The 23246-nt window shown below is 55.4% G+C and carries 18 protein-coding genes; 11 read left to right on the forward strand and 7 right to left on the reverse strand.

Features of this window, described 5'->3' with window-relative positions:
- Nucleotides 1-3: 3 nt before the first annotated feature.
- The 6 genes from HMPREF1323_RS00855 to HMPREF1323_RS00880 form a co-directional block, all read right to left on the reverse strand.
- On the reverse strand, nt 4-2475 hold the full coding sequence (locus tag HMPREF1323_RS00855; protein WP_009432307.1) for a TonB-dependent hemoglobin/transferrin/lactoferrin family receptor: 2472 nt from the start codon (nt 2473-2475) through the stop codon (nt 4-6).
- A 9-nt stretch (nt 2476-2484) separates the two neighbouring features.
- Entirely contained in the window at nt 2485-3063 is a 579-nt protein-coding gene (locus tag HMPREF1323_RS00860; RefSeq protein WP_009432304.1) for a hypothetical protein, read from the reverse strand.
- A gap of 13 nt (nt 3064-3076) precedes the next feature.
- Nucleotides 3077-4282, reverse strand: coding sequence for a hypothetical protein (locus HMPREF1323_RS00865; RefSeq protein WP_009432263.1), 1206 nt, complete (start codon nt 4280-4282; stop codon nt 3077-3079).
- Nucleotides 4283-4902: 620 nt separating this feature from the next.
- Nucleotides 4903-5688, reverse strand: coding sequence for a TrmH family RNA methyltransferase (locus tag HMPREF1323_RS00870; RefSeq protein WP_009432288.1), 786 nt, complete (start codon nt 5686-5688; stop codon nt 4903-4905).
- Complete coding sequence (locus HMPREF1323_RS00875) at nt 5678-6436, reverse strand: biotin--[acetyl-CoA-carboxylase] ligase (RefSeq protein WP_009432274.1); 759 nt, start codon at nt 6434-6436, stop codon at nt 5678-5680. The genes HMPREF1323_RS00870 and HMPREF1323_RS00875 overlap by 11 nt, the downstream gene beginning before the upstream one ends.
- A gap of 38 nt (nt 6437-6474) precedes the next feature.
- Nucleotides 6475-6849, reverse strand: coding sequence for an MmcQ/YjbR family DNA-binding protein (locus HMPREF1323_RS00880; RefSeq protein ID WP_009432266.1), 375 nt, complete (start codon nt 6847-6849; stop codon nt 6475-6477).
- Nucleotides 6850-6956: 107 nt separating this feature from the next.
- On the opposite strand from HMPREF1323_RS00880, the gene HMPREF1323_RS00885 reads away from it, so the two are divergent.
- The 5 genes from HMPREF1323_RS00885 (at nt 6957) to HMPREF1323_RS00910 (ending at nt 12390) form a co-directional block, all read left to right on the forward strand.
- Nucleotides 6957-7550: a non-canonical purine NTP diphosphatase gene (locus HMPREF1323_RS00885; protein ID WP_009432308.1), complete on the forward strand. Its 594-nt coding sequence runs from the start codon at nt 6957-6959 to the stop codon at nt 7548-7550.
- Nucleotides 7551-7577: 27 nt separating this feature from the next.
- A complete protein-coding gene (locus HMPREF1323_RS00890) occupies nt 7578-8330 on the forward strand; it encodes a lysophospholipid acyltransferase family protein (RefSeq protein ID WP_009432277.1) in 753 nt (250 codons plus the stop codon).
- A 623-nt stretch (nt 8331-8953) separates the two neighbouring features.
- Nucleotides 8954-10849: a hypothetical protein gene (locus tag HMPREF1323_RS00900; RefSeq protein ID WP_009432262.1), complete on the forward strand. Its 1896-nt coding sequence runs from the start codon at nt 8954-8956 to the stop codon at nt 10847-10849.
- 330 nt (nt 10850-11179) lie between these two features.
- Nucleotides 11180-11620, forward strand: coding sequence for a PepSY-like domain-containing protein (locus tag HMPREF1323_RS00905; RefSeq protein ID WP_044123842.1), 441 nt, complete (start codon nt 11180-11182; stop codon nt 11618-11620).
- Between the two features lie 35 nt (nt 11621-11655).
- Complete coding sequence (locus HMPREF1323_RS00910) at nt 11656-12390, forward strand: superoxide dismutase (RefSeq protein ID WP_009432293.1); 735 nt, start codon at nt 11656-11658, stop codon at nt 12388-12390.
- A gap of 86 nt (nt 12391-12476) precedes the next feature.
- Here HMPREF1323_RS00910 and HMPREF1323_RS00915 read toward each other — a convergent pair whose 3' ends face one another.
- Nucleotides 12477-13682, reverse strand: coding sequence for a hypothetical protein (locus tag HMPREF1323_RS00915; RefSeq protein ID WP_009432291.1), 1206 nt, complete (start codon nt 13680-13682; stop codon nt 12477-12479).
- A 280-nt stretch (nt 13683-13962) separates the two neighbouring features.
- Between HMPREF1323_RS00915 and HMPREF1323_RS00920 the strand changes: the two genes are divergently transcribed.
- The 6 genes from HMPREF1323_RS00920 to HMPREF1323_RS00950 all read left to right on the forward strand — a co-directional run bounded on the left by HMPREF1323_RS00920 (nt 13963) and on the right by HMPREF1323_RS00950 (nt 23058).
- Entirely contained in the window at nt 13963-16260 is a 2298-nt protein-coding gene (locus HMPREF1323_RS00920) for a TonB-dependent receptor (RefSeq protein WP_009432275.1), read from the forward strand.
- A 715-nt stretch (nt 16261-16975) separates the two neighbouring features.
- Nucleotides 16976-17827 carry a MotA/TolQ/ExbB proton channel family protein gene (locus HMPREF1323_RS00930; RefSeq protein WP_044123846.1) on the forward strand — a complete coding sequence of 284 codons (852 nt, stop codon included), beginning with the start codon at nt 16976-16978 and terminating at the stop codon, nt 17825-17827.
- Between the two features lie 26 nt (nt 17828-17853).
- The gene (locus tag HMPREF1323_RS00935) at nt 17854-18330 is read left to right on the forward strand and encodes a hypothetical protein (RefSeq protein WP_009432297.1); all 477 of its coding nucleotides are present in this window, start codon (nt 17854-17856) and stop codon (nt 18328-18330) included.
- A gap of 36 nt (nt 18331-18366) precedes the next feature.
- Nucleotides 18367-18984, forward strand: coding sequence for an ExbD/TolR family protein (locus tag HMPREF1323_RS00940; RefSeq protein ID WP_009432292.1), 618 nt, complete (start codon nt 18367-18369; stop codon nt 18982-18984).
- A gap of 5 nt (nt 18985-18989) precedes the next feature.
- Nucleotides 18990-19463: an ExbD/TolR family protein gene (locus tag HMPREF1323_RS00945; RefSeq protein WP_009432294.1), complete on the forward strand. Its 474-nt coding sequence runs from the start codon at nt 18990-18992 to the stop codon at nt 19461-19463.
- 313 nt (nt 19464-19776) lie between these two features.
- Entirely contained in the window at nt 19777-23058 is a 3282-nt protein-coding gene (locus HMPREF1323_RS00950) for a S41 family peptidase (protein ID WP_009432311.1), read from the forward strand.
- Nucleotides 23059-23246: the final 188 nt, after the last annotated feature.

The raw sequence follows: 23246 nt of genomic DNA on the forward strand, positions 1-23246 counted from the left end.
GGGCTATAGCTTGAATTCGAGAGAGAGGTTGGCATAGCGTCGTGGCTGGGAGAAGCGTATGACGGACTCCAGGCCACCGCGGAAGAAGTCGCTGTGCTGGACGAGCATCACGGGGCTGATGATCTGGCGGAGGTCATCCCAAAGCCAGTAGCGGGTATCGGTGAGGTTCATAATTGAGGCCCGCAGGGTGAAGTGCTTGGCCAGCTTGACGTAGGCGAAGAGGTCTACCGTCACAGCATTCTGAAAGAAGTAGTAGGGGAACTGGCTGATCTGCTCATCACCATAGAAGCTCTTGACGAAGCGTGTCTGGTCGACGTCCTTTGCCTTGAGGAAGTTTGCGCGTAGACTGATACCTGCTCGCTCTTTGGGGAGGTCGTAGTCCAGCCCAAGGACAGCCTTCAGCGGCTGGATCGCAAGCATCGATGTGCCATCGCTGAATCGCCCCTCCGAGTAGTTCAGGGAACCCGTGAGCATAAATTGTCCCGCTCGCTTGAGTTGTGGTAGGAGTTCTTCGAGGAAGAGGCTCGTGCTCAAGTCAATCCCCCAGAGGCGAGCATTCTTCTTATTCTCATTGATTGAGTAGGCGACATCTCTATTCTGCCCATCCAAGAAGACCTTCTGTACCCCATATAGTGGCTCTATATAGTCCTTATAGGTGTTGTAGTAGAAGCTCAGATCGTACGCAAAGTACTTAGGATCAGCTGTACCGATATGCCACTCATGGTTGAACGATAGCTCACGACGGAGCTTGGGGTTCGATAGTACGAAGAAGGCCGGAGAGAGACTGACGTACTGGAAGAATCGCTCTTGTGAGGTCGGTACGCGGTAGCCCGTGGAGAATTTGTAGCCGATGCTCAGGTAGGGATTGAAGTCATAGCTGATGATCGCCATGGGGGTAAATCCCCATTCTTGTATGCTGGCCTTGTCGAAGTCCATCCCAGCCGTCTTGAGATTCCCGATGAGGTATCCCAGATAGTTGAAGTCGTTGTCTCCCTGCCAGTCGCGGGTGCGGGAGGAGAATAGATCGTAGCGTATCCCCAGGTCGAGCTTGAGGTGGCCCAGCTGGATCTTATCTGAGAGGGCTACGGAGAGGTTGTCTCGATCGGCTGGGCGCTGAAAGGAGTAGATGTAGGAGCTCTGAGGTAGCTCTTCCCCGAAGCGATAGAATTGCCCCTTGTAGCGCACCCCTTCTCGGTAGGTGTTTAGCGGACGGCTGATGTCGACATTCTTATCTGCGGTATGGTGATGCAGGTAAGAGGCATGTAGCGTGAAGAAGTGATATCCGAGTGCTCCGAAGTCTTGGGGCTTGGAGGTGGCCTTGAGGGCAATAGCTTGGTCGTAGAAGCTCATCCCCTTGAGTAGACGGCGCGTCCCTGCTGGGAGATAGTTGGGGCGAAAGTTGCTGATCTCGGGGCGGTATATGGAGCTACGTGTATCGGCGTCAAGGAAGGACTGCTGTCCATTGACATAGATATTCAGCTGATTGAGCCATGAGGATTCGAGTGGGGTGAATCGGTAGTTTACGTCATAGCGACGGGTCAGTACTTGGTCGTGCCCATAGTAGTAGGGCTCGTGCTGTGAGGTGAGCACGTAGGCGGGCTCCATGGACCAGACTTCAGAGTCGGTCACTTTATTTTGACTATAGTAAGAGGCTGTGAGCTTGTGATCTCCGTGGCGGTAGGCTATCTTGCCGAGGAAGCTCTGCTGCCGATACTCCATCGGGTCGGGTCGGGTAGCGAAGATGCTACGTCGTAGCTCCCCTGTCCCGAAGTTCCGCACCTCATGTCCCGTGCGCTCGGCATAGAGGGCGAGGGCTTCTATCCCCTTATAGACGACTGCCCCACCGAGCGAATAGATACGCCCCTTGGCCATGTTGTCTCCACCGATCTTCCCCTGTATCCCATAGATTCGCCCAGGCTCGATCATGGTATGTGCTTCCTTGGTCTCGAAGTTAACTGCGCCTCCGAGAGCTCCTGTGCCGTGCTCGAAGGAGGAAGCTCCCTTCTTGATCTCCACCTTCTTAATGAACTCTGTCTCGAACTGTGGGCGGGCTGAGTTGATGAGTCCATAGGAGCTGAAGACGACGTTTGTCTCCGTCTCGGCCTGTGGCAAGCCATCAACAGAGATGGATACGCGATTCTCATCTACCCCACGTATGGCGAAGCCTTTGTTCCCATAGCGGGATACCGACTCAGAGATACCGACCCCTGGCATATAGCGTACGAAGTCCTTCGTCGAGAGGATGAACTGCCGGCTGATATCGCGGTCGGAGACGACCTCTCGGCCGATCTCTTTCTTCTGTACCTTCTTCTCTCGCTTCTTGTCCTTGACATTGACCTCTTTGATGACGTAGGTGCGGCGCACGGTCGTATCGGTCTTGCTCTTCGCTGGCTCCTGTTGCTGGGCGAGGGTAGGTAGGGTAGCAAGCAGGCTGAGTGAGAGGATGCTGGGCAAGAGCGTATATCTTGTCTTCATGGGGGCGTATCAGTTGCGGTAATAGGTCAGGTGATAGAGGGGCTCGATGCTGATGCCGAGAGGCTTGTCGAGATAGCTCTGGCGCTCATCGACGCTGACGCGCTTGCCATCAGGCAGGGTGAAGGCTTTGAGGCGGAGGATGAAGCGGTCTTGGCTCTGATTCGTGCTCCCTTGGCGCTTCAGTAGGGTCTCGGCATCTATGACGATAGGCTCCGTGAAGATCGGACTGCGTAAGAGGGCTCCACGGAAGGAGAGCTTGTCCAGCTGCGTCTGATACTCATAGATACAGCCACCGAGGTCTATAGTCGCTGAGCGATTCTGCCCATCATAATATAGAAGGAGTGGGAGCTGTGCCGTACCGTCGATGCTGACCTCATTGTTGTTGCCAAAGATGATGTAGCGGTCATAGTCATCAAGCTTGAAGGTGCGGAAACGTAGGACTTCGTTGTCGGCGATACTGGGATCTTGCTTGATATTGATGTAGTTCTCCTCGTGCTCCAGCTCGCGCTTGAAGCAACTTTGTAGGCCAGCCGATAGGGTGCTTATGAAGAGGATGATCTGGAGGATATGTCGTGTCGGTGTCATCATAGCTCGTCGGTACTTAGGGTGCGGGACGGAAGCTCACAGGGCCAGCCCATACATAGTTGGGGGCATAGTTTCGCACCAGGATCGTGCCCCAATGCTGGCGCTCGTCATAGATACTATAGAAGAGGTAGGGATCGAGTGGCCCTTCCTGTCCCGTGTCGTCTAAGCCATATTCGTAGCGGGGGATAAGTTGGCGAGGGCTGTCCTTGTACTTGGCTTGGTCGTACTCGAGGGTGATAGCGATGGTGTAGCGGCTGCTCTTGGGGTAGTCCGCGGAGGGCTTGAGTGGAAGGATGAGCGTCAGATAGCGCTCACCGAAATAATACCTCTGTCCCGTGGGCTCCATCGGGCCATTGAGCACGGCAAAGATCGAGTTGTCAATGCCACGCCCCCTACCCTCAAAGGACTTGAAGATCTCCCCGCGCTGGTAGCCGTAGAGGAAGGAGTAGTAGCTCGTGGGGAGCTGAAGAGAGTCCAGCTGTAGCTGATGGTCTCGCCCGAAGGTGATCTTACCCTCGAAGAGCTTCTCCACAGTGTAGGGGATTCGGAGGGTGTAGCCTGAGTCCTCACCACGCTTGTATGCCTCCTGATGCCATACCTTCCCCTCAAGCTCGGCCTCGCGACCCGTGAAGCTCTTATATGATGCCAGCTCTTGGTCTATACGACCGATAGCTCGCTCTTGTACGAAGGTGCGGAGCTGCTCCTCCTTCTGCTGGTCTCGCAGCGCATAGCTCGGAGCTTCCTTCTCGAGGAACTGTCGGAGTTCCCCCTCAAGAGCGGAGCGAATCTGAAGAAGTACGGTCGGGTCTGTAGCTGGATATTCCTCTGGCGCGGAGCCCGCTGAGCCTTGGCGAAGCATCGTCTGGAAGTGGTCGAAGTGCTCACTTGCCAAGAGGGTCTGCAGAGAGTGCGCACGCAAGCTGAAGCTGAGAGCCTTGCGAACGTAGGTGACCTGGCTGTAGAAGAAAGGATCGCTGCTCAATGTCCCAGCTGAGACTCCTCCATGAAGGTAGAGCTCTTCCAATCCTCGCTCCACACCGAGAGGGTCGGTGAATGCGCTGGTGAAGAGGCTATCTATTTGATGGGCAAGCATGCCTTTCTGCTGCAGTTGTTGCTCATAGAGCTCCTTGCCAGGGTCATGGCCCGACTCATGACAGCTGCAGAGCAAGAGTAAGAGCGATAGCATCAGGGGGAGGTGGCGTACGCTCATATTTGTTTGCATTTGTTTGTACTTTATGTAGCTATCCTATGCTATAAATGGTTGACACAAAGGAATGCAGAATCTCACCTACCCACAATCCTCGTTAGTAGGTAGTTTTCTTCGGGAGCCTACCCATTTATGGTGAATGTTGGGGGGGAAGCATGGGATGAAGGAGAGTTTGTTAGAGGAAGTGGTGCCCTACACCTCTTTACATTGGGTATCCCCTTGTAAAGGGCTCCTTCTCTGTCTGCACCACACCTGTCGTAGGGCGAAGTACTACCTTATTGTATATAGGTATATGGGTGTGTGGGCAGAGCTTATATAGGATGGTGAAGAAAGCTATATAGCTTTGGACTGATTCCTATATAGCTTTGTGAAGTGACCTCTATTAGGTTGTTGCTCCACGTAGGGATAAAAGTAGCGGACGAGTAGCAGATAAGTTTGGTCTACGTACGTGGCTCTAATATCTACGTACGTGGCTCTTTGGGGTTACGTGCCTGGTCTTTAAGACTACGTGCATAGATAGAAGAATATCACTACGGGAAGATGCTTTTTATACCCTATACACGAATAGATTTGCCCCCCACTTCATCCTATGTAGATGTAGTGGGGGGCAAGCTAATGAAGTGACGACTGCAGCCTTAGAGACGGCGGCGGAGTTCGCCGAGGAGGAGCGCCGTAGCGATGGCTACATTGAGGGATTCGGTATGGGAGTTCTCCGCTGGATAGGGCGGGATCGTGATGCGGCGATCGATGTGCGGCTCCAGATCGGGGTGGATGCCTTGACCTTCGTTGCCCATGATGAGTAGTACGGGCTCATCCTTTCCCGTGGGAAGCTCCGTCGTGTAGAGGTCTTCGCCCCCAAGGAAGGTGCCGAGGCGTGGCCCTGAAAAGCCCTTGAGGAAGGTGACTGTATCGCATAGGCGATGGACCTTGACACGGGTGAGTGCACCCATTGTGGCCTGTACGACCTTCGGTGCGAAGGGATCGGCGGTGCCTGGAGCGAGGTAGAGGTGCTTGATACCGAACCAGTCCGCCGTGCGGATGATCGTACCGAGGTTCCCTGGATCTTGGATGCGATCAAGGAGCAGACTGACGCCCGAAGCGATGGGACTTCCCTCATCCTCTTGGGGAAGGGCGAAGACCCCAAGAAGGGGCTGAGGCTCGCGCTGCGAACTCACACGCCCCCAGTCGAAGCTCTCGGGCACGACCTCGATGCGCTTGGGGCGGAGGGCTTGCGGTAGCTTGTCGAGCTGTCGAGCGAAGCCACGTGCCGTCTCTTCATCAGCAAGAAGAAGCTCACAGGGGAAGGCGCCGAGCATCTCCCCTGTGAGCTTAATTCCCTCGGCGATGAAGCGCTGCTGCGATGAGCGGCCCTTGGCATCGTGGAGGCTGCGGATGTCCTTGATCTCTGCCTTACTCAGCATCGAAGCGGACTTCCTTGAAGGCATAGGCACGCTCCCAGCCATCCTCACGCTGTAGGACGAGGCGGCCTTCGGGAGTGACGTCCTTGATCTGTGCGCGGAACTGCCCCTGGATATCGGTGAAGAGGAAGAAGCCGTCTCTGCGATACAGATACTTCATATAGCGGCGGTGCACATCTTGGTAGCGACCGAGGAGGAAGTCGGGGAGCAGCTGCGAGAGCTCGCTATGCAGACGGATGAGGACTTCCATCGGCTCGAGGCTTCTGCCCGTGATCATACGCAGAGAGATAGCTGAGGGGAGCTCGGGGGGGAAGGCTTCGTCATTGATATTCATCCCGATGCCGATGACCGAGTAGTCTACACGGGTCCCCGTGAGGCTGTGCTCGATGAGGATACCAGCGAGCTTGCGGTCGCCGTAGAAGATATCGTTTGGCCACTTGACGCGGAGCTGCTGCTTCTGGTCGTCGGTCATGTAGGAGGCGAAGGTGCGCATCACTGCCCAGGCTGCCAGCTCCGAGACGGCGAACTGCTGCTTGCCCTGCAGCATGTCGGAGCGCAGGAGGATGGAAAAGGTCAAGCTATCTCCTGGGCGCGAGGTCCAAGTATTGCCTCGCATACCACGCCCTGCCGTCTGCTGGCGGCATACGACGGTGTGGAGCTGAGGGAGGTCACGCCCCGAGGCGATCTGACCTGTGAGATAGGTATTCGTGCTGTCTACCTGGTCAATGAATTCAAGCAGTGAAGTATCCATGTGCTTAGGTAATATTGAGGGTGGGTGAATAGGTGGGGTTAGTCTTCTTCGGGTAGGGGAGTGATACCGAGCTCGGTGCGTACCCGCTTCGTGAGCTTAGCTGAGGCCTCATTCCATGAGTGGCGGATGAGGGAGCGAAGGAGTTTCGGTGGAAGGTGCTGATCAGGGAGCAGGGTATTCCAGTACTTTTTGTTGAGGTGGTAGCCTGGTATGATGGCAGGGTAAGCAGCTCGGAGATCCTCCGCTCTGTCGGGATCGCACTTGAGAGAGAGCCGAGGCTCGCCCCCGTCTGGAGCCATGATAGCGAAGATGCGATCGACTACTTTATATACGATGCATCCGTCCCCAAAGGGCATGCTCTCACTGCTGTGAGGGAGTGAGAGACAGTAGTCATGCAGCTGCTCAATATCCATAGAATGTTTTAAGATATGTATATTATCCTTACATTTGCCCCAGCATATGAAGCCTGACTGGTGAGTTTTCAAGCTCTAAGTGAGGCGCTGCTTATGATAACAAATGTATGAAAAAGCTGGTATTTGCGAGCAATAATGCCCATAAGCTGGAGGAGGTCCGTGCCCTCTTCTCTGGACGTCTGGAGGTCGTCAGCCTGACTGACATCGGGTGTCACGAGGAGATCCCTGAGACCGCCGATACGCTGGAGGGGAATGCCCTCATCAAGGCGCGCCACGTGTGGGAGCGCTACGGGCTTCATTGTTTTGCCGATGATACGGGGCTCGAGGTCGAGGCTCTTGACGGAGCTCCTGGAGTCTACTCTGCGCGCTTCGCAGGGGAGCATGCTACCTTCGAAGAGAATGTAGCCCTCCTTCTGGAGCGTCTTCAGGGTGTACCTGCCCCACGTCGTGCCTGCTTCCGTACCGTCATCGCCCTTATCGATGAGTACGGGACCCACTTCTTCGAGGGTGCTGTCAATGGAGAGATTACTCTCGAGCGCTCGGGTGACCATGGCTTCGGCTATGACCCCGTCTTCCGCCCCGAAGGATGCCAGCAGACTTTCGCCGAGCTGAGTAGTGAGGAGAAGAATGCGATGAGTCACCGCGGACGTGCTGTCCAGCGCCTGGCTCGCTATCTCCATGCTCTGCCTCTCGACGAATAGTGATAAGGTGAATGCATAACTAGTCCTATGAAGTCTCTCACGCTCGGTCGCATCGTCTACCTCATCTATTTCTTTCTGATAGGTGGACCGCTCCTTGTCTTAGCTACGATCGTCTGCTGCCTTACGATCATCATCGCGAGCTATACAGGTGCCCCAGCATCGTTCATCAGCCGAGCTACCAAGCTCTGGTCTTGGACGTGCCTGGCCGTGTCGCTGTGCCGTGTCGAGGTCCGTGGCCGAGAGAATCTACCGACATCCGATGCGCCCTGCGTAGTGGTAGCCAACCATCAGAGCGCTTACGATATATTTGTCCTCAATGCCTATATAGGTATCCCCTTCAAATGGGTGATGAAGTCCGAGCTACGCCGTCTCCCGCTTGTGGGTAAAGCATGTGAAGCTGCACACTTCATCTTCGTCGATGAGACGCGTGTCTCTTCTATTGCACAGACGATTGAGGATGCCAAGAAAGTCCTGGCGACAGGCAACTCTATATTTATCTTCCCTGAGGGAAGTCGTACCGAGACGGGGCGTCTTACTCGATTTAAGAAGGGAGCTTTCGTGATGGCCTCAGAGCTGGATGTCCCCATCCTGCCCGTCACGATCGATGGGGCCTTTGAGGTCCTACCGCGTGGTACCTACCTGCCGCATCCACGTCGCGTGGTGCTGACGGTACACCCCGCTTTTCATATGAGCGAGCAGGGCACTCCGCCGGCACATATCCCGGCCTCAGCACGCCTTGCACAGCAGACCATCGCCTCGGCTCTGCCCGCTGAAGGGTAGTTCCTCGTAGTGTGAGACATATCTAAAGACATCATAGCGTGGGTGGAGTGACTCTTGGAGTCGCTCCGCCCACACTTGTTTTTGGTCTCTTCCCTCTCTATGGGTAGGGGCGCTTTGCTCATAAAAGACTAATTTAAGGGTTCGGTAGCGCATCTTATTGGTAGAGGAATGTACTATACTTTTAGTATAGACGTTCTATATACCGTGGGTGCGTATAGAGTATTTTCCCTGAGAGCAGTATCTTCTCTTTCGTACCACACACCCTACTAACATTGTAAGGGGCTTCGCCACTGCACAGCCCCGCTCATCCCTAATCTCATCATGTTTGGTTCTTATTACCGTATGATCCGGCCTTTGGGCCTAATGTTTGTCCTTTTCTTGCTGGCACTTCGTGCTCCAAGACAGCAGATGCACCTACCATCACGCCTGCTGAGGACAACAGTCGAATTACCCTGTCATCTACCAACACTGGGGAGTCCATCGAGCTGGATATCGAAGCGGCCGCAGAGGCTCTCCCTGTCCTTGGCTCTGGTGCAGAAGCCAAGTCCCTCGGCTTTGCCTACAATGGTCCCAAGAAGATTGCCCTTGAGCTCGATGAGAACAAGACCGAATACAAGGGGCTTGTGATCCTTCGCACGGTCGGACAGAATCAGCCCAACGGCCAAGCTCCCTACATCTACTCCCTGATGAAGTGGAAGCGCAATGGCAAGAAGGCCCTCACGATCCGTGGGGAGTCTATCAAGCTTCCTCCCCACATTCCCTTCGAACGCTATGAGTGGGAGGCCATGCTTTACCTCGTGCCCGATGACTTCGAGCTGAATCTAACTCCTGCTGGAAGAGTCCCTGCCTCGAATCTGATCCTTACCTATAAGTCTCTACGTGCTGGGGGTGCCCAGGGCTTGGTCAATACGACGCAGAATCGCACCTTCTCTCTTGAAGTGCCTTATGGCTCTCCTTGGACCCGCCTCGCTAAGACGAAGGTTGCAGGGGGCAGAAGTAAGCTCGTGAATCCTCGATTCAATCTCCGTCCTCTCGGGACGATGGTAGCCTACACCGTACACAACTCCCGTAAGAAGGCGATCAGCCTCTCGGGGATCAAGGTCGTCTCAAACGTCCTCCTGCCTGAGGCAAAGATTGACCTCAACCCAGGCCTACTGGATAAGCTCGGTGCTAATGAGCTTCCCTCTTGGTTTGGCTATAGCTCCGACTACGAGAACAACCCCTACTCTTACGACTTCCCCGTCTCTAATCTGGCTTCGGGTAGCACGACCTCTGATGCGGTCGTCGTGTGGTATCCTACCTCACGTGCAGCTTCTCGCACGAGCTTCAGCTACAATGATGGCACAGCTGAGTCAAGCCCCAGCTATCAGGTGATCTTCCCAGAGGCCTCTCGCTCTATCGATCCCGAGGCTGCCTCGCGCTATGCCACGACGCACGTCTATGCTGTCGGTGCGAGCGAAGGTGGACAGAGCATCGCTAAGCCCAACATGGCGATCGTGCCTATTATGGGGACAGACCTCAACCTCAAGAGTGGGAAGGCCTACCATATGAACTGCGAACTCTATGAGCAGCCCAATATCCAGCTGGGCTACATGTCGCGTCACCCCCTCTCCTATGCCGCTGCAGGAAGCAAGCAGCAGACCCAGCCTCGTCTCTTCTTCCTCCCTGAGACCAAGGAGCAGATCAATGAGAATGTCAGTCTCTTCACACTCGATCAGCTCAGCCGCTATCTGGATCGCTCTAATCCCGCACAGCCTCGTCAGACGACTCCCATCCAGATCGATGGGACGAACTACTATATCCCTGACCACAACACGCTGGCGTTAGCAGGGATCACCCGTAGCAATGCCGTCTTCTATAGCAACTGGCGCTATGACGGGAATATGCCTCCAGCCGTCTCTGATGGCCGTATCGTCATGGCTGATCGTGCCTTCACTCCGATCGAGGACGGTAAGCTCCAGCAGCCTCGTCGCGAGCGCGTCATCACCTATTCTGATGGAGCTAAGCACGTCTCTACCTCACTGCTCTTCCGTCACGACACGCTCGCAGCTGTCGCAGGCCGCCCTGTGCGTAGTGAGCATCAGGCGGTCTACCGCTTCAAGCCCGTCTTCTTTACGGGCGTAGGCTCCAATATTAAAGACCCCTATATGTGCTATATCGAGGCTACGGCAGTCTATCTCGGGAAGTACTTCGTCGGGGATATCAAGGAGTTCATCCCTCAGTCCTTCTGGGATGATCAGCAGAATACAGCGAATAAGGTCGTACGCTGGTTCTTCGTCCCAGGTACGCATGAAGAGGGTCATATTGAAGCCACGCAGCGTGGGGTACGTGCTGCTTACTGGTCGCTTGATCCCTCGAACTTCAGTCCAGACAGCCGCGGGCGTTATGTCACGGCTCCCTGTATCGGGCGCTATGGGTTCTACGGTAATGAGGAATATAGCTCTGCTTCGCAAGCTGCTAAGTGGAGTGCTCGCGTCCTGCATCCCTATTCGCTCACCTATCAGGGCGACAAGCACTAAGGGCTCTGTGAAGCCCTAACTATCCGCTACGAGCGGGGTGACCTCTGTGATCGCCTCGCCCATACTGCTTGGGGACTCTGGTATCAACCTATATTGGTCACTCGTGCGACCAATACTGCTTCGCACGCGAACCCATATAGGTCACTATACTCAACCTATACTGGTCGGATTGATGACCTATATAGGTTGCTTTGAAGGTGCTCTATATGTATGTTCGATAGCTGGTTGTGATGGGGGGATTTTCGCAGGGAAAAACCTTTTCTCTCCGCTTCACGTTATAGCGATGGTAATACACCACATTATTCACCCTCAAACTAAGTAATTCAGATTATGAAGAGATTTCTGTCCTTGACCCTCGCTCTCCTCGTGCTCGCGACTCTCAGTCTGCATGCAGGTAGCGACCGCGTCATCCAGACCAACCAACTGCCTAAGGCCGCCCAGCTCTTCCTCGCGAAGCACTTTGCCGGACGCAATGTGTCCCTGGCGAAGGAAGATCGTGACTTCTCAGGGACGACCTACGATGTCCTCCTTGCTGATGGCACCGAGATCGAGTTCTCCTCTCGTGGTGAGTGGAAGGATGTCGACGGCAAGCGTACCGCCCTGCCTACGTCATTCATCCCCGCTCAGATCATCAATGCTCTGCGTGCTCAGCATGCTGGCGAGTCCATCGTACAGATCGAGCGCAAGCGTCGTGGCTACAAGGTAGAGCTGAGCTCTGGCCTTGAGATCCAGTTCGACTCGCGCTACCAGATCGTTGGCTACGACGACTAAGCATTCCTATCACCTATTACCCCACCACCTCCATTATGCGAATCAGATCTCTTGCACTGCTCCTCACAGGAGCCCTCGCTATTAGCTCTCTCTCAGCCCAGACGAAGACGACGAAGGCTACAGCTACAGCACCTGCTGCTACGGCAGAGCCTGCTAAGCCCGCCTTCCAGCTCTTTGACCTGTCGTATGCTACCGATGCGCTTGCGCCTGTCATCAGCCAGCGCACCGTCGAGCTTCACTACGGCAAGCACGTCGTGGGCTATCTGCACAAGCTCAACAAGCTCGTGCATGAGAATGATATCAAGGAGCGGGATCTGGCGCGTCTGGTACGCTTCTCCTCGGGAGCGATCTTTGATAATGCAGGTCAGCTGCTGAATCACCTCCTCTACTTCAAGCAGTTCCGCCCCTACGAAGCAGGTCGCGTCACGGAGCCCCAGGGGGCTCTGCGTGCAGCTCTACTGCGTAGCTACAAGGACTTTGATGCCTTCAAGGCGGACTTTGAGAAGGCTGGTGGTGAGATCTTCGGCTCGGGCTGGCTCTGGCTCTCTACCGATGAGGCTGGTGATATCTACGTCGAGAAGACCTCGAATGCCGGTACGCCCGTCACTCGTGGCCGTGTGCCCCTCCTCGCTATCGATATCTGGGAACACGCCTACTATCTCGACTATGAGAATCGCCGTGCCGACCACCTGCGTGCCATCTGGCAGATCATCGACTGGGAGGTCGTAGGGCGTCGCTACGAGGCTCGCGCTAAGGGCGTGCAGCTGTAGCCGACTCTTTCCTCTTACGATATAATGACGAGGCCCACCCTGCTGATGCGGGGTGGGCCTCGGTGTGTGATGGGGTAGAGGAGGAGCTACTTTCCTTGCCTACGGAGGAGGGTGAAGCGTGGCGAGATGCTCAGGTAGGCCTCGATGAAGGAGCTCGTGCTATGTGCCGAATGTGGGTGGATATAGAGCCCAGCACTCACGCCGAAGGTGTACGCCTCGGACTCGATGATGCGGTAGCTCCCCTGCCAAGCGGTGTAGCGTGGGTGATGTGTGAGGAGGTGGCTTCGTCCCGCACGTCCGACACTCTGCGCAAAGGGGATACCCAGCGGGCTGATGAAGTCGTGCCCGTAGAAGTGGCTTAGCTCTGTCTGCCAGCGTCGCCAGCTCAGACCTGCTGTAGCGAGGAAGCCCCAGCCCTTGTCCGAAGCATAGTGCTCGCCCCGCTGACTGTAGGCAAGGCCGTAGAGCCCTGCCTGTACCATCAGGGGGTGCTTAGGATGGGCGAAGTGATGGCTGTACACGGCACCGATGGCGGCATTGAGCCAGGTGTGCACGGTGTCGGCTCGCTCATTCAGCACGCCACCACGATGGTGGGCGACGGCTTGTAGCTGGAGCTCGAGGCAGTCAGCAGGGCTGATGTCAAAGGCTTGGGCGGTGCTGAGCCCGAAGACGAAGGCCTCCTGATGCTTGTCGCCTCGGAAGATGAAGCTCTGCCAGTCGACCCAGGTGTCCAGTCGGGTACGCTGTCCTTCGTAGCGGATCTGTAGGCCCATCTCGGGGTCTGCGGTGAGGTTGAGCTCAGGATTGTAGAGCGGCTCGATGAGTCGGTGCTTCGCTCCGCCCTGCAGATGCCCCAGGAGGATAGCCCAGCCTGCTGCTGGCTGTATCGACGCCTGGAAGTAGGGGAGGAGGTGCAGGCGTGTATAGCGGTCACCATCGCCCCGCCAGTAGGGGAGATCCTGATAGGCCAAGGCGGCTGGGTAGCGTGTGGCTCCCCAGTAGTAGAGGTTATAGACACCAAGACGTAGCTCGATGGGAAGGTGGGTCTCGGGGCGGTAGCTGAGGTTGGCTCGCAGGCGATAGCCTGGGAGGGTATAGTCGGCGACGAGGTCGGAGGCGTATTCGTCATTGCGGAAGAAGCCTTCGCCGACGACGTCCAGACCGAGGAGCGTCGTGCTATCCTTCGGGGCGGTACAGTGAGGCTCTTCACTGCGGTAGTAGGTCTGTGCTCCGAGGTCGGATGCAAAGAGGAGCGTGAGGAGGAGAGGTAAGAAGTGGAAGTATTTGGCCATGATGACGGGGCTAAGTGAAGGGCTTCTTCACAGCGCAAAGATAATCCCTTCGCTCCGTCCCCGTGAATCCTACTCTGAGGAGCGGGTGGATAGATGTGTACTATTGTAGGGGAGGATAGGGCGGGTCTGGTCTTTTTTGAGGTGAATTCTGGGTGAATTTGGTGATTTTATTCGCTGCAGCAGCTTCGAGCTCTACTTTTGCGGTGATTTATCCAAGACGGTGCGCTGACGGAGTGCCTTTGCCCGAGTCAGCGGATCGCCCTTAGCTTCATGATCCCCAATGCTTACCAAGAATAAGAAACAGCTACTTGTATTTCCGCTCTTTGCGCTCGGCTTCATGGCTATGCCCATGAGCCTCCATGCAGAGGAGCAGGATAGCATCCAGACCAATCCTATCGAGCAGGTCGTCATCCGCTCCTACGTCCCCCAGCGCCCTACCGCTCCTTCCATAGGTCAGCCTACTGCACTGACATGGATCACGAGCCGTGACCTCAGTCAGTATCGCATGCAGAGTATCACGGACCTTACGGGGCGCGTGCCCAGCCTCTTCGTGCCCGACTACGGCTCGAAGCGCAGTGCCGCGATCTACCTCCGTGGGAGCGGTGCGCGTAGCTCGGGCCAGACCATCGGCCTCTATGTAGACGGGGTGCCCGTGCTGAATAAGTCGGGCTTCAACTTCGATATCCCTGGTATCACGGGTGTCGAGGTACTGCGTGGCCCGCAAGGTACGCTCTACGGGCGCAATGCGATGTCGGGCATCATCAACTACTACACGCGCTCAGCCTTTGACCAGCCTGGAGGCGAAGCAAAGCTCACCGCAGGCTCACATCGCCTCCTGCGTGGCTCCGTCGAGCAGGCCTTCCAACTCTCCGACAAGGTGGGGCTGAGCTACGGCCTCTCGGGGACGACCCGCCGTGGCTACTTCTACAATGAGACCCGTCAGGCCTATCAGGACAGTCTGCGTATGGTAGGCGGCTTCGCTAAGCTCGAGTATCGTCCTACGGAGCAGCTTGAGATGGCCCTCTCCCTCTCGGGCGACTACGTCCAGCAGGGAGGTTTCCCCTATCGTACAGACGACCCTCGTACCAAGCAGCCACTTCCGCTCTCGGCCGATGCGCCCGAGAGCTACAAGCGCCACACGGCTACGCTGCGCTATCTCCTCAGCTATAAGTGGGGTGGGGTACAGCTCCAGTCGGCGACGAGCTATCAGTACCTCTTCGATGAGACGCAGATGGATATGGATGCCCTTCCTCTCTCGTACTTCCATGTCACGCAGGGGCTGCGTGAGCATGGGCTGACGCAGGAGTTCATCCTCAAGAACCTTCGTGGCGACCGTCCCAGCCGCTACGACTGGAGCGTCGGGCTCTTCGGCTACCACGATGCCAAGCGTGTAGAGGCTCCCGTGACCTTCTCCTATGGGGGGCTGAGTGCGCTCATCAATCAAGCGATGGCTGCGCTGAAGCAGCGTGTCCCCGCCATGCCTTCGCTCGTCTACTATGATGCTACGCGCTCGGACCGAACGAATGCAAACGACTTCCGTATGCCTGACTGGGGGCTGGCGCTCTATCATGAGAGTGCCTACCATCTCACTCCCGCCTGGACGATCACCGCTGGGCTGCGCCTCGACTACGAGCACCACGAGATCAGCTACGACTCCCGGGGCTACGAGTTGAGCCTCGCTGTAGCGGGGACGACTCAGGCGCTGGCTACCGCACCTCCCGTTCACCTCGAGGGGAAGCAGTCAGTAGGCTACTGGAATCTCCTGCCCAAGCTCTCGGTGTCTTGGCATCCTACGGAGGCACTCCGTGCCTACGCTACCGTGAGCCGTGGGGTGAAGACAGGGGGCTTCAATGAGCAGTCCTTCTCCGACCTCATCACCACCGCCCAGCAGAAGGCCCTTCAGGCACAGATCTCGGGGCGCGGGGGCTTCGATAGCTCGACGATCGCTTCGGCGACGACTTACAGGCCTGAGCACAGCTGGAGCTATGAGCTCGGAGCGCGCTATGCCCTCCCCTCGGCAGGGCTGGAGCTCTCCTCTTCGGTCTATCTGATGCAGGTGCGTGACCTGCAGCTGACGCGCTTCGTCGCCTCGGGGGCAGGTCGTATGGTTGGTAATGCTGGCTCGTCCCGTACGCTGGGCTTCGAGCTCTCCGCCACACAGCGCCTATGGTCTTCGCTCCGCGCACACCTCAACTATAGCCTCACCGATGCCCGCTTCACCGAGGAGACGGCAGCAGCGAAGAAGGGTAACTTCGTCCCCTTCATCCCGCGCCATACTTATAGCGTGATGCTCTCGGCGAACGAGCCGCTCTCAGGCCACCTACGCCTCTTGGGCGAGGCCGAGTACGCTGGCCTCGGAGAGATCTATTGGCGCGAAGACAATACGACCCGCGAGTCCCTCCAGTCTACGCTACGTGCTCGCCTCGGGCTGAGCTACGACCGCTACACGCTCGCACTGTGGGGAGCCAACCTTACGGATAATAGCTACACGGTCTTCCAAGCAGCCTCACCGCTGGGCCGTCTTTTCCAGACTTCGGCACCTCGCACCCTCGGCGTCGACCTGTCTGTGAAGTTCTAACTCATCTCCCCTCATCTGCCGTCCACTACACCTCGTGTGCTGGACGGCAGTCGTGCTTATATTCCCTATATGAGTGCGTGGGCAGAGCTTATATGGGATGGCGAAGAAAGCTATATAGCTTTGTGAAGTGACCTATATCAGGTTGTTGCTCCGCGTAGGGAGAAAAGTTGTGGACGAGTGGCAGATAAGTTTGGACTACGTACGTGGCTCTAATATCTACGTACGTGGATGTTTGGATTTACGTGCCTGGTCTTTAAGACTACGTACATAGACAGAGAAAAAGCACTATATGAAGACGCTTTTTTCTTCACGAGAAGGACACTTTTCCCTCCGCTGAATAAGAGGAATACGCACGATAAATCGAAGGGCTTGCGTACCACTTCGGAGAGGTGTGTCGGAGAACTGGGCGTGCAATGCCTTAGCATAATAAATAGAGGGCAGGATTATAGGCAACAGTCTCTATATACTATTGTGTTAGACGAAGCATCGGACGCCCTCTTGTGGAGCGGGAAGACGGCTCAACTGAAGTTCGGTGAACAATGATTTTGTTTTTCGGTTGGAAAAGCTGTATTTTTGATGCCGAAAGGCTCTACACTCGCCCTGCCTTATGGCGGGAATGCAGTACTCCTTGATCTGCTTGTAGTGCCCTTCATACGTTATAGGAACAAGAAGAAACGAATAAATAGAACTAACTAACTCACAAAAACAACTCGACATGAAAAAGTTATTCGCAATCGCTGCTTGCGTGGGTCTCCTCTCTGTAGGTATGGCTAATGTAGCTACGGCTCAGAATGCAGATAGCGCTGCTGCTGCTCCCGCTACGACTCAGGTTGATTCTGCTGCTCCCGCTGCTGACTCTGCCGCTACTGTAGCTGAAGCTCCTGCTGCTGACCAGGTCGCTGGTGAAGAAGCTGTAGCTGAAACGGGCTTCCACCAGGAGCTCAAGACCAAGTTCATCGAAGGGGGTGCAGACTTCATGGCTACCATCGCCATCGCCCTCATCCTCGGTCTGGCTATCTGCCTGGAACGTATCATCTACCTCAACCTGGCTAACGTCAACCCCGACAAGCTCCTGCGCGACATCGAAAAGGCTCTCGTCGAAGAAGGTAACATCGAAAAGGCTAAGGAAGTAGCTCGCAACACGCGCGGTCCTATCGCTTCTATCGCTTACCAGGCTCTCCTGCGTGCTGACCAGGGTATCGACATCGCTGAAAAGTCTGTCGTATCTTACGGTGGTGTACAGGGTGGTCTGCTCGAAAAGAACCTCTCTTGGATCACGCTCTTCATCGCTATGGCTCCTTCACTCGGGTTCCTTGGTACGGTCGTAGGTATGGTCCAGGCCTTCGATAACATCGAAAAGGTCGGTGACATCAGCCCAACGGTCGTCGCTGGTGGTATGAAGGTCGCTCTTATCACGACCATCGGTGGTCTTATCGTAGCTCTGATCCTTCAGATCTTCTACAACTACATCCTCTCTCTCGTCGAAGGCATCCTCAACCGTATGGAAGACGCTTCCATCACGCTGCTTGACCTGATCGTCAAGTACGATGCCAAGAAGAACAAGTAATCCTACCCTGTAACAACAATAAAGAAATGGCTGTAACTAAGATACGCAAGGTATCCAGCACGACTTTATTAGTCCTCCTGGCGCTCAGCGTACTGATCTTCGTCCTCTTCTTCGCAGGAGGCTCGGAGCTCGACGCTAAGGGCAACAAGGACTATGCGTTTACGGGTATCTTACTTTACTGGACGTACTTCCTCTTCATCGTCACGGTCCTTGCGACGCTCTTCTTCGCTGGACGTAGCATCGCTACCAACAAGACCAAGGACGCTGTAGCACGTAAGTCCAACCTTATCTCCGTCGTCGTCCTCGTCGTCTCACTCATCCTCGGCTATGCTATCGGTAGCGGTGAGGCTATCAAGGGTCTTAACGAAGCTTCGCAGACTTATAACACCAGTGGTTGGCTGAAGGTCACGGATATGTGGCTCTACTCCACCTACGTCCTCTTCGTCGTCACCCTCGGTGCCGTCATCTGGGGCGGTGTATCCAAGAGAGTCCTCGGGAAGTAACGGTTGTGATCAGTAACGAATAGAACAAAAAGCATTATGGCTACGAAAAGAAAGACTCCTGGTATCAACGGATCGTCCTCGGCCGATATCGCTTTTATGTTGCTTATCTTCTTCTTGATTACAACTTCAATGGATACTGATAAGGGTCTGAAGAGGCGTCTGCCTCCGATGGCTCCAAAGCAACAGAAGCAGCAGGAGATCGAGATCAATGACCGCAACATCATGCGACTCTTGGTCAACCGCGCTGACGAGATCGTGATCTCGCGTAAGGATGCGTCTGGCATCGACCAGCTCATCCCCGTCAAGCTGGATCAGCTGAAGGACTACGCTGTCGAGTTCATTACGAACCCCGAGAACAAGCCCTTCCTCCCTGAGCTTGAGCGTCGTGAGATCGAAGGGCTGGGTGAGCGTACCGTCATCACCTCTGGTTATGCTATCTCGATCAAGAATGAGGTCGAGACCAGCTACCAGCAGTACGTCAATGTCCAGAACGAACTCATCAAGGCCTACAATGAGGTCTGGGATGCCTTCGCTAAGAAGGAGTTCGGTGGCAAGACGTTTGAGGCGCTTTCCCCTTCCGAGAAGAAGTCTGTCCAGGATGCATATCCCATGCATATCTCTGAAATGGCTCTCTCTAACCTTGCAAAGAAGTAAAAGACATGGGTAAATTCAGTAAATCAGGTGGGCGTGAGATGCCCGAGCTAAACACTTCGTCCCTCCCTGACTTGGTATTCGCCTTCCTCTTCTTCATCATGATGGTTACGACCATCCGTGAGGTTACCCCGAAGGTGAGCTTCAGTAACCTGCCTACGGCTACTGAGCTTACGAAGCTCGAAGAAAAGTCGCTCGTTACCTTCATCTACGTCGGTAAGCCCAACAAGGAATACCGCGAGATGTACGGGTCTAACTCAGCGATTCAGCTCAACGACCAGGTCACGCAGAATCCTACGGCTGTGTACAGCTACCTCAAGCAGTCACAGTCAAAGATCAAGGACGAGCGTCGCAACCTTATGCAGGTCTCTCTGAAGGCCGATAAGGATACGAAGATGAACATCATCTCTCAGATCAAGGAAGAGCTCCGACGCGCCGACGCACTTAACCTAAGCTACTCGGCTCGTAAGCGTAACGACTAAGTCACGCTTCTCTCTCCGATATTATTCCCTCAGAAGAGAGCCCTCCAGCGCACCTCCGTGTGTCTCGGGGGCTCTCTTCCTTTTTATCCCACACGCTCCCATACACTCGTTCCCCCGAGTAGAGGAAGCTTCCTCACGGGGATATCTCATAGAGGAGGTACTCGATTTCGGAGCGCCTCTTACTTGAGACTTCGGCTTGCTGGAAGCTTTAGCCTGCAAGGGCGCTTTCATTCCTTAGGGTGCTGTGGACTTGAAGCCTCCGCATGCAGGTCATCCGCACGCACATACCACTCTATACACATACGTATCGACTATGAAACGAATACTCACTTTGGCTCTTGCCTCAGCTTTGGCTTTACCTGCCCTGGCTCATGCAGAGAAAGGATCTCCCCTTTGGCTGCGTCATCAGCAGATTAGCCCTGACGGCTCGCAGATCGCCTTCTGCTACAAGGGGGATATCTACACCGTACCGACGGCTGGTGGGCAGGCACTACGTCTTACCTCTAATGCCGCCTACGACGGTACTCCTATTTGGAGCCCCGACAGCCGTTCGCTGGCCTTCTCTTCCGACCGTGAGGGGAGTAAGGACGTCTATATCGTCAAGGCTGACGGCTCAGGTCTGCGTCGCCTGACCTATAGCAGCGAGAAGGAAGTACCCGTGGCCTTCCTCGATGGCTCTACGCTCCTCTTCCAGTCCTACGTCATGCCCGATGTGAAGGATGGTATGTATCCCTGGGACTGGTTCGTACAGACCTACTCGCTTGACCTCTCTAAGACTATTGCCCGCCCCAAGCTCTACGGTGCTTATCCTATGCTGATGCCTTCGCTGCGTGGTGGCGAGATCCTCTACACCGACGTCAAGGGCTACGAAGATATCTGGCGTAAGCATGCTGTCTCTCCTGTGACGCGTGATATCTGGCTCCGCTCCAAGGATGGCAAGCACACGAAGCTCACGACCTTCGGCGGTGAAGACCGTAATGCTGTCTGGGATAGCAAGGGCGGCTTCTACTACCTCAGTGAGCGCGAAGGCTCCTTCAATGTCTACCACCGCGATGCTGCTACGGCTGCCGCTGCAGACAAGAAGATCACTTCCTTCACGAAGAATCCCGTCCGCTTCCTCTCTATTGCCTCTAATGGAACCCTCTGCTATGGCTTTGATGGCGAGATCTACACTCAGACGCCTGGTGGTCAGCCCACGAAGGTGAATGTCTCCATCGTCCGTGACCAGGAGGAGTCGGCTATCAATCCTGAGACGATCCGTGATGGCGTGTCGTCCTTCGCCGTAGCTCCCAGCAATAAGGAAATTGCCTTCATCGTCCATGGTGATGTCTTCGTCACACACACCGAATACGGCACGACAAAGCGCCTCACCAGCACCCCAGAAGAAGAGCGTGATGTCGACTTCAGCAACGATGGCAAGAAGATCGTCTACGCTGCTGAGCGTAATGGCGGGTGGAATATCTATATGGCTGAGCTGAATCGCTCGGATGACCCCCTCTTCGTCTATTCGCGTGACATCAAGGAGACGCAGCTGACGAAGAATAAGGAAGCATCTTTCCAGCCTCACTTCTCTCCCGACGGCACGAAGGTGGCTTACCTGCGTGACCGCACGGGTATTTACGTCCACGACCTCAAGTCTGGCCGTGACTACAAGGTCCTCGACAAGAAGTTCAACTACTCCTACTCCGACGGCGATATCAGCTATCACTGGAGCCCTGACGGCAAGTGGATCCTCGCTAACTATATCGGTCATGGCGGCTGGCAGCACCCTGACTGTGCTATGGTCAAGGCTGATGGCTCTGGCGAGATCGTGAACCTCACCGAGAGTGGCTATTCCGAAGGCTCGGGTAAGTTCGTCATGAAGGGCAAGGCCGTCCTCTTCTCCTCTGACCGTGCGGGCTACCGCAGTCATGGTAGCTGGGGGGCAGAACGCGACTACTACCTGATGTTCCTCGACCGTCAGGCTTACGAAGACTTTAAGCTCTCTAAGGAGGATAAGGAGCTCCGCAAGGAACTCGCTGACCTTACGACTAAGGACAAGAAGACCGACGAGAAGAAGGATGCCAAGAAGCCTGCTAAGAAGTCCACGAAGAAGTCGGCTAAGACTGATGCCAAGGATGCTAAGGATACGAAGGAAAGCAAGGGCTTCACGCCAGACTTTACCGATCTGGATCATCGTACGGTCCGTCTGACGCGCGCCTCGGGCTCACTCTCTGATGCCGTCATCACCGATGATGGTAAGAAGCTCTACTACATCGCTAAGTATGAGGACTCCTACGACCTCTGGGAGCGTGACCTCGAAGAGCAGTCTACGAAGCTCCTCAGCGCACGTGTCGGTGGTGGTAGCCTGATGCTCGGTCAGGATGGGAAGACCGTCTATGTCGGTACGTCCTCTGGCCTCAATAAGCTCGATGGTGGTCACCTCAAGCCTATCAGCTTCGCTGCTGAGTTTGAGCATCGTCCCGCAGCTGAGCGTGAGTATATCTTCGACCACGCATGGCAGCAGGTCAAGGAGAAGTTCTATGACGTCAACCTCCATGGGGTCGACTGGGACTACTACCGTAAGACCTACCGCAAGTTCCTCCCTCACATTGATAATGATGAGGACTTCGCTGAAATGCTGAGCGAGCTCCTCGGAGAGCTGAATGCTTCGCATACGGGAGCTCGTGTCCATTCTAAGCGTTGGGCTCAGCAGACGGGTTACCTTGGTGCCTTCTACGATCAGAAGTACACGGGCAATGGCCTCAAGATCGAGGAGATCCTCGCTGGTGGTCCGCTCATGCAATTCGGTGATAAGATCAAGGCTGGTATGATCATCGAGAAGATCGATGGCGAAGTCATCGATGCTGATCGTCCAGTAGAGCTCTACCTCAATGGTAAGGTCGGTAAGCGCGTTAGCGTCACCTTCCACGATACTAAGACAGGTAAGCGCTTCGAGGAATTCATCCGTCCCATCGGGCAGTCTACGCAGAAGGATCTCTTCCACCGCCGCTGGGTACAGCAGCGTAAGGATATCGTCGAGAAGCTCAGTGGTGGACGCATCGCCTACATCATCGTGCCCTCGATGAATACGTACAGCTACCGCAATGCTTACAAGGAGCTCCTCGGTAAGTACCGCAACTATGATGCCGTCATCGTCGACACCCGCTACAATGGTGGTGGTTGGCTCCACGAAGACCTCGTCTTCCTGCTCAGCGGTAAGCTCTACTCTCGCTTCACGCCTCGTGGTCAGTACATCGGTGATGACCCCATCATGCAGTGGACTAAGCCCAGCTGTGTCCTCGTGAGCGAAGGGAACTATAGTAATGGTCATGGTTTCCCCTGGGTGTATAAGACCCTCGGTCTCGGTAAGGTCATCGGTACGCCTGTCGCAGGTACGATGACGGCCGTCTGGTGGGAAAGGCAGATCAATCCTTACCTTGTCTTCGGTATCCCCCAGGTAACTTGTTCCGATGTCAATGGTGTCGCGATGGAAAATCAGACGCTGCAGCCTGATATCGAGGTCTACAACACGCCTGCCGACTACCTCTCTGGTCGTGACGTCCAGCTCGAGCGTGCCGTACAGGAGATGATGAAGACAATTAAGAAGAAGTAGCTTCTCCCGCACTTTCACCTTTGAGGTAGCGAAGACCTCCTGCTCTCGCTACTTCGAGGTATCCCCCTTACCCCTCCCACCGAAGACGCTGATCCTGAGCGATCAGCCCTTCGGTGGGAGGGGCTTCTTTATGCCGTAGAGTGGAGCCGCGCGGAGGGTAGGGGTAGGAACCCGTATTGGTCGCTGCT

Source organism: Porphyromonas sp. oral taxon 279 str. F0450 (assembly GCF_000292995.1).
GTDB lineage: Bacteria > Bacteroidota > Bacteroidia > Bacteroidales > Porphyromonadaceae > Porphyromonas > Porphyromonas pasteri.

What these genes read in the sequence shown, in the direction of transcription:
- HMPREF1323_RS00935 (WP_009432297.1), top strand. Translation starts at nt 17,854, where the DNA reads ATGGCTGTAACTAAGATACGCAAGGTATCCAGCACGACTTTATTAGTC.
- HMPREF1323_RS00870 (WP_009432288.1), bottom strand. Translation starts at nt 5,688, where the DNA reads ATGCTGAGTAAGGCAGAGATCAAGGACATCCGCAGCCTCCACGATGCC.
- HMPREF1323_RS00860 (WP_009432304.1), bottom strand. Translation starts at nt 3,063, where the DNA reads ATGATGACACCGACACGACATATCCTCCAGATCATCCTCTTCATAAGC.
- HMPREF1323_RS00915 (WP_009432291.1), bottom strand. Translation starts at nt 13,682, where the DNA reads ATGGCCAAATACTTCCACTTCTTACCTCTCCTCCTCACGCTCCTCTTT.
- HMPREF1323_RS00880 (WP_009432266.1), bottom strand. Translation starts at nt 6,849, where the DNA reads ATGGATATTGAGCAGCTGCATGACTACTGTCTCTCACTCCCTCACAGC.
- HMPREF1323_RS00890 (WP_009432277.1), top strand. Translation starts at nt 7,578, where the DNA reads ATGAAGTCTCTCACGCTCGGTCGCATCGTCTACCTCATCTATTTCTTT.
- HMPREF1323_RS00865 (WP_009432263.1), bottom strand. Translation starts at nt 4,282, where the DNA reads ATGCAAACAAATATGAGCGTACGCCACCTCCCCCTGATGCTATCGCTC.
- HMPREF1323_RS00855 (WP_009432307.1), bottom strand. Translation starts at nt 2,475, where the DNA reads ATGAAGACAAGATATACGCTCTTGCCCAGCATCCTCTCACTCAGCCTG.
- HMPREF1323_RS00930 (WP_044123846.1), top strand. Translation starts at nt 16,976, where the DNA reads ATGAAAAAGTTATTCGCAATCGCTGCTTGCGTGGGTCTCCTCTCTGTA.
- HMPREF1323_RS00945 (WP_009432294.1), top strand. Translation starts at nt 18,990, where the DNA reads ATGGGTAAATTCAGTAAATCAGGTGGGCGTGAGATGCCCGAGCTAAAC.
- HMPREF1323_RS00950 (WP_009432311.1), top strand. Translation starts at nt 19,777, where the DNA reads ATGAAACGAATACTCACTTTGGCTCTTGCCTCAGCTTTGGCTTTACCT.
- HMPREF1323_RS00905 (WP_044123842.1), top strand. Translation starts at nt 11,180, where the DNA reads ATGAAGAGATTTCTGTCCTTGACCCTCGCTCTCCTCGTGCTCGCGACT.
- HMPREF1323_RS00875 (WP_009432274.1), bottom strand. Translation starts at nt 6,436, where the DNA reads ATGGATACTTCACTGCTTGAATTCATTGACCAGGTAGACAGCACGAAT.
- HMPREF1323_RS00920 (WP_009432275.1), top strand. Translation starts at nt 13,963, where the DNA reads ATGCTTACCAAGAATAAGAAACAGCTACTTGTATTTCCGCTCTTTGCG.
- HMPREF1323_RS00910 (WP_009432293.1), top strand. Translation starts at nt 11,656, where the DNA reads ATGCGAATCAGATCTCTTGCACTGCTCCTCACAGGAGCCCTCGCTATT.
- HMPREF1323_RS00940 (WP_009432292.1), top strand. Translation starts at nt 18,367, where the DNA reads ATGGCTACGAAAAGAAAGACTCCTGGTATCAACGGATCGTCCTCGGCC.
- HMPREF1323_RS00885 (WP_009432308.1), top strand. Translation starts at nt 6,957, where the DNA reads ATGAAAAAGCTGGTATTTGCGAGCAATAATGCCCATAAGCTGGAGGAG.